Here is a 15,195-nt window from a genome sequence, read left to right as displayed (position 1 = left end):
CGAGGTTTTCCATGCAGGAATTCACCGCCACCGACCACCAGATGATGGCGCGCGCGCTGCGCCTGGCCGAGCGCGCGGCATGGACCACGCGCCCCAATCCGATGGTCGGCTGCGTCATCGCCCACGGCGAGGAGATTGTCGGCGAGGGTTTCCACCAGCGCGCCGGCGGCCCGCATGCGGAGGTGTTCGCGCTGCGCGCGGCCGGCGCGCGTGCGCGCGGCGCCACCGCCTACGTCACCCTGGAGCCCTGCGCGCATTACGGGCGCACGCCGCCCTGCGCGCTGGCGCTGATCGAGGCCGGCGTGGCGCGGGTGGTGGCGGCGATGGGCGATCCGTTCCCGGATGTCGATGGCGGCGGCTTCGCGCTGCTGCGCCAGGCCGGGATCGAGGTGGCGGTGGGGCTGATGGCGGACAAGGCGCGCGAACTCAACCGTGGTTTCCTGTCGCGCATCGAACGCGACCGGCCGTGGGTGCGGGTGAAGCTGGCCGCCAGCCTGGACGGGCGCACCGCCATGGCCAGCGGCGAGTCGAAGTGGATTACCGGCGCGGCCGCGCGCGCCGACGTGCAGCTCTGGCGCGCCCGCGCCGGCGCGATCCTGACCGGCGCGGCGACGGTGCTGGCCGACGACCCGGCGCTGACCGCGCGCCCGGAGGCAGGCGAGTTCCTGCCGCCGCTGCGGGTGGTGCTCGACGCGCGGCTGCGCACGCTGGCCTGCGCGCGGGTGCGCGAAGGCGGGGCACCCACGCTGTACCTGCACGATCCGGCGGTGGCGCCGCCCGCGCTGGAAGGCGCGCAGTTCGCCCCCGCGCCGCTGCAGGCCGATGGCCGCTTCGACCTGGCGGCGGTGATGGCGCTGCTGGCCGCGCGCGGCATCAACGAGGTCCACGTCGAGGCCGGACCGACCCTGTGCGGGGCGCTGCTGCGCGCCGGCCTGGCCGACGAGCTGCTGCTGTACATGGCGCCGCTGCTGATGGGCGAGGGCGCGCGCCCGCTGCTGGCCGGGCTGGGCATCGAGACGATGGCGCAGGCGCGGCCGCTGGAGGTGCGCGACCTGCGCATGGTCGGCAGCGACCTGCGCCTGCTGCTGCGCCCGGCCACCGCGTAGGTGCGGGGCCCCCGCCCGGCGCGTTCCTGCCGTGGTGCGCGGCAGACCATGCCGGGCAAACGCGGCGCCTGCGGGGCGCCACTGCTGCAACACTGCTGTCCATCCGCCAGACAGGTCCGCCGGGACCCGGCTGGTACAATGCGCCGGCCGGTTCGCCGGCAACCACGAACGTCTTCAGGGCGGGGTGTAATTCCCCACCGGCGGTAGGTGCGCGGTTCCCCCGGGAGCCCGCACGAGCCCGCGAGCGCCGAGGCCGGCACGCGAGGTCACTCGCGGGAACCGCACACCCCGTGTGGATTCCAGCGGCCGAGGGTCAGCAGATCCGGTCCGATGCCGGAGCCGACGGTTGGCGATGCCGCGCACGCGGTGCCGCCTAGAGTCCGGATGAAAGAAGACGGCCCGCGCGCGGCCCCGCCGTGCGTGCGCCTGTTTGCCTTGTGGCGTTTTTCGCTCTCCAACCGCGGGAAACGTTCATGAAAACCCTCTGCAGTTCCCTTCCGGTCGCCCGGCTCCTGTCCATGCGGGAGGCGCGCTGATGTTTACCGGCATCATCGAAGGCGTCGGCCGCCTGGCCGCGCACGAGCCCGTCGGCGGCGATGTCCGCTTCAGCTTCGAGGTCGGCAGCCTGCCGTTCGACAACGTGCAGCTGGGCGAGAGCATCGCGGTCAACGGCGTGTGCCTGACCGTGATCGCGTTCGACGCCACGTCCTTCCAGGCCGACGCCTCGACCGAAACCCTGGGCCTGACCACGCTCGGCCGGCTCGCCGTGGGCGCGGCCATCAACCTCGAGCGCGCCATGCGCCCGACCGACCGCCTCGGCGGCCACCTGGTCAGCGGTCACGTCGACGGCATCGGCACGGTGCTGTCGATCGTCGATGACGCCCGCGCGCAGCGCTGGCGCTTTGCCGCGCCGGCGCCATTGCTGAAATACATCGCGAAAAAGGGCTCGATCTGCGTCGACGGCGTCAGCCTCACCGTCAACGAGGCCGATGGCGAAGGCTTCGAGGTGGCGTTGATTCCGCACACCGTCGCCCACACCCGTTTCGCCCACACCGGCGTCGGCGACGCCGTCAATCTGGAAATCGACCTGGTGGCGCGCTATGTCGAGCGCCTGCTGGGCCAGGGAGCCACCGCATGAACTTCGCCCCCGTCCCCGAACTGCTGGAAGAAATCCGCGCCGGCCGCATGGTGGTGATCGTCGACGACGAGGACCGCGAGAACGAAGGCGACCTGATCATGGCCGCCGAGCTGGTCAAGCCGGCGGACATCAACTTCATGGTCACCCATGGCCGCGGCCTGGTGTGCCTGCCGCTGACCCGCGAGCGCGCCGGCCAGCTCGGCCTGGCGCCGATGGTGCGCGCCAACACCGCGCAGTTCCAGACCAACTTCACCGTCAGCATCGAGGCCGCCGAAGGCGTGACCACCGGCATCTCGGCCGCCGACCGCGCCCATACCATCCGCACCGCGGTCAGGGCCGATGCCAAGCCGTCGGACCTGCACCAGCCGGGCCACATCTTCCCGCTGATCGCCCAGCCCGGCGGCGTGCTGACCCGCGCCGGCCACACCGAGGCCGGCGTCGACCTGGCGATGCTGGCCGGGCTGGAGCCGGCCGGCGTGCTGGTGGAGATCCTCAACCCCGACGGCACCATGGCGCGGCGCCCCGAGCTGGAAGTGTTCGCGCGCGAGCATGGGCTGAAGATGGGCTCCATCGCCGACCTGATCGCTTACCGGCTGGCCACCGAGCACACCGTCGAGCGCGTGGACGAGCGCGAGGTCGACACCGAGTTCGGCGCGTTCACGCTGGTCACCTATCGCGACCGCATCGCCCACGACCTGCACTTCGCGCTGGTCAAGGGCCAGCCGGACCGGGACACGCCGACCCTGGTGCGGGTGCAGGTGGAGAACCCGCTGGCCGACCTGCTGCATTGGCGCCGCGACGATTTCGGAGTGGCCGCCACCGACGCGCTGCGCGCCATCGCCGCCGAAGGCCAGGGCGTGATGGTGGTGCTGTCGGCCCCGCGCGATTCCGACGCGCTGCTGGCGCGCCTGCGCCGCGAGCCGGAGGTGCGCCCGGCCGGCAAGGACAAGGACGTGGGCCAGTGGCGCCGCAACGGTGCCGGCGCGCAGATCCTGGCCGACCTGGGCCTGGGCCGGCTGCGCGTGCTCGGCACCCCGCGCCGCCAGATCGGCCTGGCCGGCTACGGCCTGGAAATCGTCGAGACCGTCCAGCCCTGAGCGCCGCGGCCGGGGGGCGGCCTGGTTCCGCCCCCGTCGCGCCGCCGCGTGCGGGGCAGGCCCCGCACCTACACGGTAAACTGACCCACCTTTTGCATCGCTACGCCCCATGAGCCACTACGAAGGCGACCTCCGCCCGGCCGGATCGGCCCGTTTCGTCATCATCGCCAGCCGCTGGAACGCGCGCATCACCGACGTGCTGGTGGCCGGCGCGCGGCAGAGCCTGGCCGGCAACGGCATCGGCGAGGACGCCATCGACGTGGTGCGCGTGCCCGGCGCCTGGGAGATCCCGCTGGTCGCCGCCCGCCTGGCCGCCGCCGGCCGGCACGCGGCCATCATCACCCTGGGCTGCGTGATCCGCGGCGACACCCGCCACTACGAACACGTGGCCGACCGCTGCGCCGAAGGCCTGATGCGCGTGCAGCTGGATTTCGGCGTGCCGGTGCTCAACGGCGTGCTGGCGGTGGAACGCGTGGAGGATGCCGAGGCCCGCGCCGGCGGCAGCCACGGCAACAAGGGCGAGGAAGCCGCGCTGGCGGCGTTGGAAATGGTCAATCTTCTGGAGCAGCTGCCATGAGCAACAAGAACCACGGCAAGCCTGCCGGCAAGCCCTTCCGCCGCGACGGCGTCGATCCGGTGCTGCGTTCGCGCGCGCGCCGCCGCGCGCTGCAGGCGATCTACGCGTGGCAGATCTCCGGCGGCAACGCCGAGTCGCTGCTGGCCCAGTTCGCCCACGAGCAGGCGCACGAAGTCGCCGACCTGGCCTACTTCGAGAACCTGCTGCGCGGCGTGCTCGACCACCGCCGCGAACTGGACGAGGCGCTGGCGCCGTTCGTGGACCGCCCGGTGGAAGAGGTCGACGCGATCGAGCGCGCGGTGCTGCGCGTGGCCGCCTACGAGCTGCGCCACCGCCTGGACGTGCCGTACCGCGTGGTGATCAACGAGGCCATCGAGACCGCCAAGCGCTTCGGCTCCGAGCACGGCCACACCTACGTCAACGGCGTGCTGGACCGCGCCGCCGTGGAATGGCGCAAGGTCGAATCGGGCCAGTAATGCCGCCGCCGGCGTGCGACCGCGCCGGCCGGTTCCACCACGACGCCGGGGCCGGCTGCATCGGCACCGGCGTTTTCGTTCCAGGACTGCCTGCCCATGAGCCTTGACGAGTTCGCCCTGATCGAACGCATCGCGCGCCGCACCCGTGCGCGCGCCGACATCGCGCTGGGCATCGGCGACGACGCGGCCCTGCTGCGGCCGGCGCCGGAACAGCAGCTGGCGGTCACCGCCGACACGCTCAACGCAGGCGTACATTTCCCCGTCGAGAGCATGCCGGCCGACATCGGCTGGAAGGCGCTGGCGGTCAATCTCTCCGACCTGGCGGCGATGGGCGCGGCGCCGGCGTGGTGCACGCTGTCGCTGTCCCTGCCGCAGGCCGACGCCGCCTGGCTGGATGCGTTCGCCGACGGGCTGTTCGCGCTGGCCGACGCCAGCGGCATCGCCGTGGTGGGCGGCGACACCACGCGCGGGCCGCTGTCGATCGCGATCACCGCGATGGGGCAGGTGCCGGCCGGGCAGGTGCTGCGCCGCGACGGCGCGCGGCCGGGCGACGACATCTGGGTCAGCGGCCACCCCGGCGAGGCGGCCGGCGCGTTGCGGCTGTGGCAGCAGGGGCGGCTGGACGTGCGCGTGGCCGCGGCCGACGCCGGCCACGAACGGCTGCGCCAGCGGCTGCAGCGGCCAACCCCGCGGCTGCAGCTCGGCTTGGCGCTGCGCGGGCTGGCGCATGCGGCGGCCGATGTGTCCGATGGCCTGTTGGCCGACCTCGGCAACATCGCCACGCGTAGCGGCGTGGCGGCGGTGGTGCAGGCCGATGCCGTGCCGTTGTCGCCGGCGCTGCGCGCCGCGCTCGGCGCCGATGCCGCGCTGGACTGCGCGCTGCGTGGCGGCGACGACTACGAACTGTGCTTCACCGCCGCGCCGGAACGGCGCGAGGCCCTGGAAACCCTGTCATCGACCCTCGCGCTGCCGCTGACGCGCGTCGGCACCATCGCCGGAGGCCGCGGCGTCCGCTGCGCAGGCGATGCGGGCGAGGGGCGCGCCGGCGGCTACCGCCACTTCGTCGAATGAGCGGCCGCGCCGGTCAGCGCGCGCCGGTCGGGTTGTGCGCGTCGGCCGGATAGGTGCCGTGGCCTTCGATCACCCGGTCGCCCGAGAAGCGCAGCACCTCGCTCACCCGCACGCCTTTCTGGTTGGTGTAGGCGATGACCACGGTATCGATGCCGGCGAACACCGCATCGACATGGAAACGCAGGTCGGGAATGCGTGCCAGCCCCGCGCTCCAGTAGGCGCCGATGGCGGCCTTGCCGCGCAGCACGCCGCCGGTTTCCGGCAGGAGCTGGCGGGCGAACGGCGAGGTGAACACCGCATCGTCATGGAAGTGCGCCAGCACCGCGTCCACGTCGTGCGCGTTCCAGGCCGCGGCCCAGTGCGCGGCGAACTGCGAGGGGTCGATGTCCATGGTCCGTGCTCGCTCGGTGGTGGAGGGGCAGGCTAGCCGGCCGGCGGCAGCACCTTGCCCGGGTTGAGGATGCCGTCCGGGTCCAGCGCCTGCTTGACCGCGCGCATCGCCGCCAGCGTCGCCGGGGTGAAGGCCTGGGCCATGAAATCGCGCTTGGCCAGGCCGATGCCGTGCTCGCCGGACAGCGTCCCGCCCAGCGCCAGGGTCAGCGCGAACACCTCCGGCAGCGCCGCATGGGCGCGCGCGTTCTCGCCGGCATCGTCGGGGTGGTAGAGGATGTTCACGTGCAGGTTGCCGTTACCGGCATGGCCGAAAGTGACGATGGGCAGGCCGAAACGCGCCGACAGCGCCTGCACGCCGGCCACCAGCTGCGGAATGCGCGAGACCGGCACCACCACGTCCTCGTTGATCTTGCCCGGCGCGATGCTCTTCAGCGCCGGCGACAGCGCGCGCCGCGCCGCCCACAGCTGGTCGCACGCGCTGCCGTCCATCGCCACGTCCAGCGCCAGCAGGCCCTCGCCCTCGGCGGCCTGGGCCAGCGCATGCAGCACGCTGGGCAGGGTGTCGTCGTCGCCATCGGCGTCGATCAGCAGCATCGCCCCGGCGTCGGGCACCTGCGCGCCGTTGCGGCGCAGCAGCGCCAGGCTGCGCGCATCCATGAATTCCAGGGTGGTGGGCGTGGCCGGCTGGGTCATCACCCGCGCCACCGCCGCCGCGGCGCTCTCCGCGTCGCGGTACAGCACGCGCAGCCCGGCCTGCGCGCGCGGGCGCGGCGCCAGCTTGAGCGTGGCTTCGACGATCAGTGCAAGGGTGCCTTCGCTGCCGACGATCAGGTGGGTGAGGTCGTAGCCGGTGGCATCCTTGGTCCACGGGCCGCCGCATTCGATGAGTTCGCCGGCGCCGGTCACCGCCACCAGCCCGAGCACGTTGTCGCGGGTGGTGCCGTACTTCACCGCGCGCGGGCCGCCGGCGTTGGTGGCCAGGTTGCCGCCGATGCTGCAGATCTCGAAGCTGGACGGGTCCGGCGGCCAGAACAGGCCATGCGGCTGCAGCGCCTGCTGCAGGTCGCCGTTGAGCACGCCCGGCTCGACCACCGCGCAGCGGTCGCCGGGGCGCAGCGCGAGGATGCGGTTCATGCGCGCGAACGACAGCACGATGCCGCCGGCAACGGGCACCGCCGCGCCGGTGGTGCCGGTGCCGGCGCCGCGCCCCACCAGCGGCACGCCATGCGCGCGGCAGGCGCGCACGATGGCCTGCACCTGTTCGCGGCTTTCCGGCAGCGCCACGCCCAGCGGCAGCGCATGCCGCCAGGAGTTGTCCTGCGCGTGCGCGGCCAGCGCGGCGGCGTCGGTGCGCCAGTGCGCGCCCAGCAGGTCGGAAAGGGTCCGGTCGAAAGCGGTGGGGAGGGTGGGGTCCATCACCGCATTCTAGGGCGAGGACGCGTTGTGGGCCGGCCGGTTGCGGACCTCGTCGGGCAGCAGGGCGACGATTTCCTCCATGAAACCGGGCAGCGCATCCACCGAATAGCCCACGTGGATCGAGGCGACGCGGCCCTCGCGGTCGAGCACGAGCATGCGCGGCACCGCACGCACGCCGTAGCGCGCGGCGGTTTCGCCCTTGCCGTCGAACACGTATTCCAGGTCGAGTTTGTTGTTGCGGCGTGCGAAGGCCACCACGTCCGCGCGCGGTTCGCCCCAGTTCACCGCGATCACTTCCAGCGCGTCCTTGCCCACCACCTTCTGCAGCTGCGCCAGCATCGGCAGTTCGCGCATGCACGGCCCGCACCAGCTGGCCCAGAAGGTCACCACCACGATCCTGCCGCGCCGTTCTTGCAGGTCGACTCTCTCGCCCTGGCGGTTGTTGCCCAGCAGGGGCGGCGGGAATTCGCCCACCTGCGGCAAGGCGGGCGCTTCATCGGCGGCGTGGGCAAGCGGTGCGAGCAGCGTCAGCAGACAGCACAGCAGCAGCCCGCAGGGCCGCCAAATGCGACATTCCATATGTCCTCCCCCGTGCGGCTCAATCCGGGGCGCGGCCGCTTGCGCCTGGCGGCGATTGGATCATCCTCCAGCCCAGTACCGCCAGTGCCAGCGGCAGCCACACCCAGCGCAGTTCGGACAGCACGGTCTGCAGGCCGCGCGCGCTGAAGAAGGCATTGGCGAAGGGCGAAACGCGGATCGGCCGCCATGGCGCGAACAGCCGCGCGTCGCTCCACGGCCACCACAGCGCCACGCCGAGGCCGCCGGACGTCAGCGCGTCGAGCAGCGGATGCGAGAGCGCGCAGGCGAACACGAAGACCAGCGCCTGCAGCCTTCCCGCATGCAGCGGCCGGTGCAGCAGCAGGGCCAGCGCCGCCAGCAGGGCGGCGAACAGCAGCGAGTGGCTGGCGCCGCGGTGGCCGAAGGCGTCGGCGTAGGGCACGTGCAGGGCGAAGGCCAGCACGTCGGCGTCGGGCAGCATCGCCGCGACGACGCCGGCGCCGAGCAGGCGCGTGGACACGCGGCCGCGTTCGCTGGCGCACCACAGCGCCAGCGGGACCGCGGCATGGGTGAACACGCTGGGCATCAGTCGTCGGCGCGGAAGGCGTCGCGCAGCCAGTGCAGCCGCGGTGGCTCGCCGCTGGCCTCGACCACGTCGAAGCGGCACGGGGCCTGGGCGTGGGCGGGGTGCGCCGACAGATAGAGCTGCGCGGCCAGCAGCAGGCGGCGGCGCTTGCCGGCATCGACCGAAGCGGCGCCACCGCCGAACGCGCCGTCGCGGCGGTAGCGCACCTCCACGAAGACCAGGCTGGTGGCGGCCGGGTCGAACATCACCAGGTCGAGCTCGCCGCCGCGGTAGCGGACGTTGCCGGCCAGCCAGCGCAGGCCGGCGTTTTCCAGGTAGCGGCGTGCGGCGGCTTCCACCGCCGCGCCGCGTGCGGCCCTGTCAGCGGCCATCACCGGTCGGCACCGGCTGGCCGCCGCTGAAGGTGGACCAGGCGGGCCGGCGCAGCACGTTGCCGAAGCCGTCCAGGTGCAGGGAGCCGGTGGCGCCGGCCAGGCCGCCCTGGGTGCTGTTGGCCAGCTTTTCCAGGTAGGCGGTGATCTTCCAGGCGTCGTAGCCGAAGGCGAACAGGCGCGCGGCGGCGCCGCGCGCGGTCGGCAGGGTGGTGGCCAGCTCGCTGGCCGCGGGCAGGCCCGGGGCGCCGCGCACGGACCAGGTTTCGCTCGGGAAGGCGATGCCGTCCAGCGCCATGTCCTCGTCGGCCTTGCCGGTGCCGGACACCAGCTGCGAGGTGCCCACGCGCGTGGCGCCGCCCAGTCCGGCCAGCGCCAGCTGCGGCGCCAGCGCGCGCGCCTGCGGGCCCTTGACCGCCAGGAACACCGCATCGACCGCGCCGGCCTGGCGCAGGCGCGCACCCAGGTCGCCGGGGGCGTCGCCGACGCTGAGGCTGGCGGCGACCTTTCCGCCGCGCTCGGCGAAGCGCTCGGCGAAGGCGGCGGTGGCACGGCGGCCGGTGTCGTCGTTGCTGCCGATCACCAGCGCGTTGCCGCGCTCGCGGGCCAGCAGGTATTCGGCGGCCATGATGCCGTCGTCCTCCGGCGCCAGCGAAAAGCCGGCGCTGCCCGCCGGGGGCGTGTCCTTGCCGCGGTTGAGCGCCAGCAGCGGCACCTGCAGCTGCGCGCGACCGAACAGCGCGTCGACTTCGTCGCGGCCCAGCGGCCCGACCACGAAATCGACGCCGCCGGCCACGGCCTTGTCGTAGGCGGCGATGGCGCCGGCCGGGGTGCCGCGGGTGTCGATGAAGTCGACCTGCGGGCGGCGGCGCGATTCGGCGTAGTAACCGGCGAGCAGGCCGTCGCGCACCGGCGCGGCGGCGGTGGCCAGGTTGCCGGACAGCGGCAGCAGCACCGCCATCTTCACCGGTGGGCGGTAGCCGTCGGCGTCCGCGGGCGGGCGTTTGCCGGTATCCAGCTGCCAGGCGGCGTCGCGGTCGAACGGGCGCGGCAGCGGCAGGCCTCGGCCGATCAGGGCGCGGCCGGCGTGGTTGTAGAGCGGGTCGCCGGCCGCCAGCGCGGCGCTGCGGCTGGCGAGGGTGGCATCGTCCAGCCCCGCCAGCAGGCGGGTGATGGCGCGCTGGTTGTCGGTGCGGGCGCTGCCGGACAGCAGCACGCCGGCGCGGGCGCGGGCGGCGGCCGCGGCGAAGGCGTCGCCATCGGCCTCCAGCGCCTGGCCGTGGGCCAGGTGCCAGCGCGCCTGCTGGGCGGCGGGCAGCAGGTCCGGCTGCTGCGCGCCCAGCGCCTGCAGCACGGCCGCAGGCTGTTTGTCGGCCAGGGCCAGTTCCGCGACCAGCAGCGCATGGCGCTGGCGGCTGGCGCCGGCCAGCTGGCGTACCTGCACCTGCGGCAGCAGCATGCGCGCGCGCGCGTCGTCATTGGCTTCATGCCAGGCGAAGGCGGCGTCGGCCAGCAGCTGCGATTTGGCGGCGCCGCGCGCCAGCGCGGCCTCGGCTTCCAGCTGCTGCGCGGCTTCGCGCGGTTTGCCCTGTTCGAGCAGGGCGATGGCCGCCTGCTGCCCCGGCGAGGTGGTCGGCGCCACGCCGGTGGTGGCGCAGCCGGCGAACAGCAGGAGCGACAGTGACAGGGCGGTGATCCGTGCGGCGGGCTTGTTCATTCGGGATCCGTTCAACGGCATGCGGCGGCGCCGGGTGGGGGACACGGTAGGATTCTAACCTTGCCCATGGAAAAGCCGATGATGCCCGCTGCCCCCGCCACCCTGTACGTCGTCGCCACGCCGATCGGCAACCTGGCCGACCTGAGCCCGCGCGCGCAGGAGGTGCTGCGCACGGTGGCGGCGATCTGCGCCGAGGACACGCGCCACACCGGCCAGCTGCTGTCGCATTTCGGCATCAGCAGGCCGCTGGTGGCGCTGCACGACCACAACGAGGAGGCGATGGCCGAGCGCGTGGTGGCGCGCCTGCTCGGCGGCGAATCGATGGCGGTGGTCAGCGATGCCGGCACGCCGCTGGTCAGCGACCCCGGTTTCCGCCTGGTGCGCGCGGCGCGGGCGGCGGGGGTGAAGGTGAGTCCGGTGCCCGGCGCCTGCGCCGCGATCGCGGCGCTGAGCGTGGCCGGCCTGCCGAGCGACCGTTTCGTGTTCGAGGGCTTCCTGCCGGCCAAGGCCGCCGCGCGGCGCGAGCGCCTGCAGCGGCTCGCCAGCGAAACCGGCACGCTGGTGTTCTACGAGTCCTCGCACCGCATCGCCGACTCGCTGGCGGACATGGTCACGGCCTTCGGCGCCGCGCGCCCGGCGGTGGTCGCGCGCGAACTGACCAAGCTGTTCGAGACCGTGCTCGACGGCAGCCTGGAGCAGCTGCTCGCCGCGGTGCAGGCCGACGACAACCAGCGCAAGGGCGAGTTCGTGGTGATGGTGCAGGGCGCGGCCGACGACGAGGACGCCAAGGTCGCCGAAGGCCGCCGGCTCTACGCCAGGCTCAACGAACATCTGCCGCCATCCACCGCCGCCCGGCTTGCGGCCGAACTGAGCGGCGCGCCGCGCAAGGCGCTGTACGGCGGCTGAGACCGGCCGGCGGATGAGCGGAATCCGGGGCGGCGCCCGCAAAGCGGGCGCTACCCCGTACAATGCGCGCGGCGGAGTCGGCCGGACAGTCGCGTCGTTCCTTCGGGAACGCCGAGGAAAGTCCGGGCTCCACAGGGCAAGGTGCCAGGTAACGCCTGGGCGGCGCGAGCCGACGGAAAGTGCAACAGAAAGATACCGCCTACGTCTCTTTCGGGAGGCCGGTAAGGGTGAAATGGTGCGGTAAGAGCGCACCGCGAGTCCGGCAACGGACCGGCACGGCAAACCCCACCTGGAGCAAGACCAAATAGGGACCTAATGGCGTGGCCCGCGTCGGGTCCGGGTAGGTTGCTCGAGCGTCACGGCGACGTGGCGCCTAGAAGAATGACTGTCCACGACAGAACCCGGCTTACAGGCCGGCTCCGCCGCTTTTCCCGCCTGCTGGGCGGGAAAAGCCCCACAATTTTGTACCGCGGAGGCGGTACAAAACTGTGGGCCCCGGGCCCTTTGCCTTCCACAACCCCGCGCCTGTCGGCGCGCCCCCCTTTACTAAAGGGGGCTGTTCTCCAGATGGATGGCTTGGCTCGCTTCGCGTCGCGCGTTGGGGAGGCCTGCACAGGCGTCCGGGTCGGTCGTTTTCGTGGATCGGATGTTCTTTGCCTTCCATGCCCCTGCGCCTGTCGGTGTGCGCCCTTTGCTAAAAGGGCTCTGCTCCAGATGGGTGGCTTGGCTCGCTTCGCATCGCGCGTTGGGGGAGGCCTGCATGGGCTTCCGGGTCGGTCGTTTTCGCGGGTCGGATGTCCTTGCCTTCCATGCCCCTGCGCCTGTCGGCGTGCGCCCTTTGCTAAAAGGGCTCTGCTCCAGAGGGATGGCTTGGCTCGCTTCGCATCGCGCGTTGGGGAAGGCCTGCACGGGCTTCCGGGTCGGCCGTTTCTGCGGGTCAGATATCTATGCGGGTGTGGCCCAGGAAGACGCCTTGCGGGCCGAAGCGGCGTTCGGCGATGAAGCCGTGGCCGTCATGATCGATCGCGAGCAGGGTGCTGGCCCGGGTGCCGTAGTCCTCGCCGCGGATGAAGGCCGCCGACAGGTGCCGTTCCAGCGGCAGCGCGATGCCGGTCGCCGGCAGGTCGGCGTCGGCCGGCCGCCATTCGTCGGCGAGCGCGGCCCACAGGCCGTCCAGCGGCGCATCGCCCTGCGCCAGCCAGTTTTCCAGCGCGGCCATCAGCCGGCGCGTCTTCGGCCAGGGCGCGTCGAGCGCGCCGTTGGACATGCCGTGCACGCCCGGCGCCAGCGTCTGCCGCGCGGGCGGGTGGTTGCCCAGGTAATGGCAGCCGCCGGCATCGGCCAGCAGCAGGTTGAACGGGGCGTAGTCGCTGGCGTGCGCCGCCAGTTGCCCGATCCGGTCGGCGGCGGAGGTTCCGGCGCCGGCCAGGTAGTCCGCGACCAGGGCGCCGCGCGAGGGGCCGCCGCTGGCGGCGGTCGGGTCGCGCACGTTGGTGATCACCGCCGCGCGCCCGCTGCCGTCGATCCCCATCCAGGTGCCGCCCGAACGCAGGTCGCGGCCGGCGATTACCTCTTCCTGCGGCGGCGCCCAGCGTTCCAGCGCGGCGGTGGGGCGGGTGTGGAACTCGTCGCGGTTGCCCGCCATGAACAGGCGCCAGCGGGGGTGGGATTTCCAGGCGAGAGCAACCAGGCACATGCCCGCCAGTGTGCCTTCCTGCGCGGTCGGCAGCCAAGGCTGGCTGAATGGCGGCCCGGATGAACCGTCGCTTTCACGCTGCGTCTACACCGCTGAATTTCATCGAAATCTCAAAATTTGAGACGAAACAGCAACTTGTGGATAAAGTTTGAACAAGTCTCTAAAGATTGGCGCAAACCCTTGATGCGAATGACGATTTTGCCCGCGAAAAATTGTTGACAAGCCTTCGGTCGCTGCTAAGGTGGGCATCCGAGGGAAAACCGGGTTTTTTGTGGTTTTCCGTGGTTCAATGACCGCCCAGGCGACATCAGGCACTGACAGGTAGAGACGGCGTGTTTCAAGGCGAGACGGCCATCACGGTTGACGACAAGGGACGCATGGCGGTGCCCACCGCCTACCGCGACCTTGTCGCGCGTGCGAGTGGCAACCGCCTGGTGCTGACCTACAACCCGTTCGAAGCCGGGTGCCTGTGGCTGTACGCCGAGCAGGAATGGGAGCGGGTACGCGACGACGTGATGGCCAAGCCCAACACCCAGCGCGTGGTGCGCACCCTGCAGCAGAAACTTGTCGGCTCGGCCGCCCATCTGGAACTGGATGGCAATGGCCGCATCAGCCTGCCGTCCAGCCACCGCAACGCGGTCGGCATCGAAAAGAAGGCGGTGCTGATGGGCATGGGCGACAAGTTCGAACTATGGAGCGAGCAAGCGCATCGCGCACTGATCCAGCAGACGCTGTCTGACGAGGATCTGGGCGATGGGCTGCTCGACCTGAAGTTGTGAGCCGGGGTGCCCGGGTGCGCGGTCAAGCGCAGGCCGGTCACCCTCCGGTGTCGCAGCCGCCGGCGGCTCACCTGCCGGTGCTGTACACCCAGGTCCTGCAGGGCCTGAGGGTGATCGAGGACGGTACCTATCTGGACGGCACGTTCGGCCGTGGCGGCCACGCCGGCGGCGTGCTGCGCCAGCTCGGCCCCGATGGCCGCCTGCTGGTGATGGACAAGGACCCGGAAGCCATCGCCGTGGCCCAGCGCGATTTCGCGCCGGACCCGCGCGTGGCGATCCATCGCGGCAGCTTCGCCGACCTGCTGGCCTGGAACGAGACCGCCGCCGGCCTGGACGGCGTGCTGTTCGACCTGGGCGTGTCCTCGCCGCAGCTGGACGTGGCCGAGCGCGGTTTCAGCTTCGGCAAGGACGGCCCGCTGGACATGCGCATGGACCCGGACTCGGGCGAAAGCGCGGCGCAGTGGCTCAACCGCGCCGAGGAGCGCGAGATCGCCGACGTGCTGTGGACCTATGGCGAAGAGCGCCAGAGCCGCCGCATCGCCCGCGCCATCGTCGCCCGCCGCGCCAGCCAGCCGTTCGCGCGCACCGCCGAACTGGCCGACCTGATCGCCTCGGTGATGCCGCGCGGCAAGGACAAGATCCACCCGGCCACGCGCAGCTTCCAGGCCATCCGCATCCACATCAACCGCGAGCTGGCCGACCTCGAGGCCGGGCTGGACGCGGCGCTGGCGCGGCTCAAGCCGGGTGGCCGGCTGGCGGTGATCAGCTTCCACTCGCTGGAAGACCGCATCGTCAAGCAGTTCATGAACCGCCACGCCAAGGCGCCGCCGGCCAACCGCCGCCTGCCCGAGACGGTCGCGTTCGTGCCGGTGCTGGACCTGGTCGGCGGTGCCATCAAGGCCAAGGACGACGAACTGGCGGTCAATCCGCGTTCGCGCAGCGCGGTGCTGCGGGTGGCGGAGAAGCGGGGAAGCGGGATCGGGGAGGCGGGAGTGAAGTTTCCCCACGATCCGTCATTCCCCGCTTCCACGGGAGGGGCCCCATGAGCCGCCTGCTGCTGGTGGTGCTGCTGGCCTGCACGATCGCCTCGGCGATCGGCGTGGTGTTCATGCGCCACCGCCATCGCCAGCTGTTCGTCGAGCTGTCGCGGCTGGAGCACGCGCGCGACGAGCTCAACATCGAATTCGGCCGCCTGCAGCTGGAACAGGCCACGCTGGCGCAGGCCACGCGCGTGGACCAGGAAGCGCGCGGCCGCCTGGGCATGAAGTTCCCGGAAGCCGGCGACATCGTGGTGGTGCGGCCATGACG

General features: G+C 72.2%; 17 protein-coding genes and 1 other RNA gene. 11 read left to right on the top strand and 7 right to left on the bottom strand.

Translation table 11 applies throughout. The annotated features are described in order from the left end of the window. The first annotated feature begins 11 nt into the window (after positions 1-11). The 6 genes from ribD to thiL all read left to right on the top strand — a co-directional run bounded on the left by ribD (position 12) and on the right by thiL (position 5,465). Entirely contained in the window at positions 12-1,106 is a 1,095-nt protein-coding gene (gene ribD, locus AC06FP_RS01925; protein WP_478074281.1) for a bifunctional diaminohydroxyphosphoribosylaminopyrimidine deaminase/5-amino-6-(5-phosphoribosylamino)uracil reductase RibD, read from the top strand. A gap of 535 nt (positions 1,107-1,641) precedes the next feature. Further along, the gene (locus AC06FP_RS01920; protein WP_478074280.1) at positions 1,642-2,244 is read left to right on the top strand and encodes a riboflavin synthase; all 603 of its coding nucleotides are present in this window, start codon (positions 1,642-1,644) and stop codon (positions 2,242-2,244) included. Continuing rightward, the gene (ribB, locus tag AC06FP_RS01915) at positions 2,241-3,341 is read left to right on the top strand and encodes a 3,4-dihydroxy-2-butanone-4-phosphate synthase (RefSeq protein WP_478074279.1); all 1,101 of its coding nucleotides are present in this window, start codon (positions 2,241-2,243) and stop codon (positions 3,339-3,341) included. Before AC06FP_RS01920 ends, ribB begins: the two co-directional genes overlap by 4 nt. A gap of 109 nt (positions 3,342-3,450) precedes the next feature. Beyond that, positions 3,451-3,918 carry a 6,7-dimethyl-8-ribityllumazine synthase gene (gene ribH / locus AC06FP_RS01910; protein WP_478074278.1) on the top strand — a complete coding sequence of 156 codons (468 nt, stop codon included), beginning with the start codon at positions 3,451-3,453 and terminating at the stop codon, positions 3,916-3,918. After that, entirely contained in the window at positions 3,915-4,394 is a 480-nt protein-coding gene (nusB, locus tag AC06FP_RS01905) for a transcription antitermination factor NusB (protein WP_456117098.1), read from the top strand. The genes ribH and nusB overlap by 4 nt, the downstream gene beginning before the upstream one ends. A 96-nt stretch (positions 4,395-4,490) precedes the next feature. Then, complete coding sequence (gene thiL, locus AC06FP_RS01900) at positions 4,491-5,465, top strand: thiamine-phosphate kinase (RefSeq protein ID WP_478074277.1); 975 nt, start codon at positions 4,491-4,493, stop codon at positions 5,463-5,465. A 13-nt stretch (positions 5,466-5,478) separates the two neighbouring features. Here thiL and AC06FP_RS01895 read toward each other — a convergent pair whose 3' ends face one another. The 6 genes from AC06FP_RS01895 to AC06FP_RS01870 are packed head-to-tail and all read right to left on the bottom strand — an operon-like array spanning position 5,479 to position 10,506. After that, on the bottom strand, positions 5,479-5,856 hold the full coding sequence (locus AC06FP_RS01895; protein WP_478074276.1) for a nuclear transport factor 2 family protein: 378 nt from the start codon (positions 5,854-5,856) through the stop codon (positions 5,479-5,481). Between the two features lie 32 nt (positions 5,857-5,888). Continuing rightward, on the bottom strand, positions 5,889-7,274 hold the full coding sequence (locus AC06FP_RS01890; protein ID WP_478074275.1) for an FAD-binding oxidoreductase: 1,386 nt from the start codon (positions 7,272-7,274) through the stop codon (positions 5,889-5,891). Between the two features lie 9 nt (positions 7,275-7,283). Next, on the bottom strand, positions 7,284-7,853 hold the full coding sequence (locus AC06FP_RS01885; RefSeq protein WP_478074274.1) for a TlpA disulfide reductase family protein: 570 nt from the start codon (positions 7,851-7,853) through the stop codon (positions 7,284-7,286). A gap of 19 nt (positions 7,854-7,872) precedes the next feature. Then, entirely contained in the window at positions 7,873-8,418 is a 546-nt protein-coding gene (locus AC06FP_RS01880) for a metal-dependent hydrolase (protein WP_478074273.1), read from the bottom strand. Beyond that, entirely contained in the window at positions 8,418-8,789 is a 372-nt protein-coding gene (locus AC06FP_RS01875; protein ID WP_478074272.1) for a YraN family protein, read from the bottom strand. The genes AC06FP_RS01880 and AC06FP_RS01875 overlap by 1 nt, the downstream gene beginning before the upstream one ends. Then, positions 8,779-10,506 (bottom strand): penicillin-binding protein activator, encoded by a 1,728-nt coding sequence (locus AC06FP_RS01870; protein ID WP_478074271.1) that lies wholly within the window; start codon positions 10,504-10,506, stop codon positions 8,779-8,781. Before AC06FP_RS01870 ends, AC06FP_RS01875 begins: the two co-directional genes overlap by 11 nt. 81 nt (positions 10,507-10,587) lie before the next feature. Between AC06FP_RS01870 and rsmI the strand changes: the two genes are divergently transcribed. Together rsmI and rnpB are read left to right on the top strand one after the other, a co-directional pair. Continuing rightward, positions 10,588-11,412 carry a 16S rRNA (cytidine(1402)-2'-O)-methyltransferase gene (gene rsmI, locus AC06FP_RS01865; protein ID WP_478074270.1) on the top strand — a complete coding sequence of 275 codons (825 nt, stop codon included), beginning with the start codon at positions 10,588-10,590 and terminating at the stop codon, positions 11,410-11,412. A 73-nt stretch (positions 11,413-11,485) separates the two neighbouring features. Further along, an RNA gene (gene rnpB / locus AC06FP_RS01860) (RNase P RNA component class A) lies at positions 11,486-11,837 on the top strand. Positions 11,838-12,349: 512 nt separating this feature from the next. Here rnpB and AC06FP_RS01855 read toward each other — a convergent pair. Beyond that, positions 12,350-13,108, bottom strand: a complete 759-nt coding sequence (locus AC06FP_RS01855; protein WP_478074269.1) for an NRDE family protein — start codon at positions 13,106-13,108, stop codon at positions 12,350-12,352. Between the two features lie 332 nt (positions 13,109-13,440). Here AC06FP_RS01855 and mraZ point away from each other — a divergent pair, with 332 nt between their 5' ends. From mraZ to ftsL, 3 genes are read left to right on the top strand one after another with little or no spacing between them, the layout of a single operon-like run. Continuing rightward, positions 13,441-13,887 carry a division/cell wall cluster transcriptional repressor MraZ gene (gene mraZ / locus AC06FP_RS01850; protein ID WP_054667607.1) on the top strand — a complete coding sequence of 149 codons (447 nt, stop codon included), beginning with the start codon at positions 13,441-13,443 and terminating at the stop codon, positions 13,885-13,887. Between the two features lie 14 nt (positions 13,888-13,901). Then, on the top strand, positions 13,902-14,933 hold the full coding sequence (rsmH, locus tag AC06FP_RS01845; RefSeq protein ID WP_478074268.1) for a 16S rRNA (cytosine(1402)-N(4))-methyltransferase RsmH: 1,032 nt from the start codon (positions 13,902-13,904) through the stop codon (positions 14,931-14,933). Then, a complete protein-coding gene (gene ftsL / locus AC06FP_RS01840) occupies positions 14,930-15,193 on the top strand; it encodes a cell division protein FtsL (protein WP_054667605.1) in 264 nt (87 codons plus the stop codon). The genes rsmH and ftsL overlap by 4 nt, the downstream gene beginning before the upstream one ends. The last annotated feature ends 2 nt before the right edge of the window (positions 15,194-15,195 follow it).

Source organism: Stenotrophomonas sp. Steno-Z2 (assembly GCF_056393235.1).
Note: the sequence above shows the minus strand (reverse complement) of the source record. Positions and strands in the feature narration are given on the sequence as shown.